This is a genomic window from Raineya orbicola (assembly GCF_002843425.1).
Classification (GTDB): Bacteria; Bacteroidota; Bacteroidia; order Cytophagales; family Thermonemataceae; genus Raineya; species Raineya orbicola.
In genome coordinates, this window is sequence record NZ_NKXO01000102.1 from 1 (window position 1) to 565 (window position 565).

General features: G+C 34.9%; 1 protein-coding gene. It reads right to left on the minus strand.

Going from position 1 to position 565, the window contains the following annotated elements; genetic code table 11:
• The coding region (locus tag Rain11_RS13795; RefSeq protein WP_165778160.1) for a transposase at nt 1–565 on the minus strand (565 nt) is incomplete at both ends.

The following is a 565-nucleotide window of genomic DNA, read 5'->3' on the forward strand; positions in this document are numbered from 1 at the left end:
AATAGTTCCATAAGCACCTTCTCATTATTATCCGCTTTATTGCCCGAAGTAAGTAGTATTCGCACAATTTCGCCTCTTTGATTACAAATCAAGTGTAATTTGAAACCAAAAAAGAAGCCCATACTGTTCTTACCCTTCTGGGCAAGCCCTTTGAATACTTTATGCACTTTGCTTCGCTTAATATGACAAACCTCTAAACTCGTGCTGTCTATGTAATTGGCTTTATCACACTTGCCTAAACAACAAAGGTTCAAGTAGGCATATAACTCCAAAGATAAAGAAGATTGCAAACTTACAAAATGTTCATAAGGGTAAAGTGTGCGAAAATAACTCCGAAAAAAAACTTTTATTGCCACATTGTAGTAGCTTTTGAAGTTCCTAAAACCTGATAGATGAAAGTATATCAGAATACTCATCACTTCGCTTTTGTTCATTGCTCGTTTTGACCATTTATCCTCCCCCACAAGATATTTTTGTAGAGCAGGCGAAAAATTTTTCAAAAAATCATCTACACTTACGAAAATTTCAACTAATTTTAGCGGACTTAGAGGTAATTGACTCATAT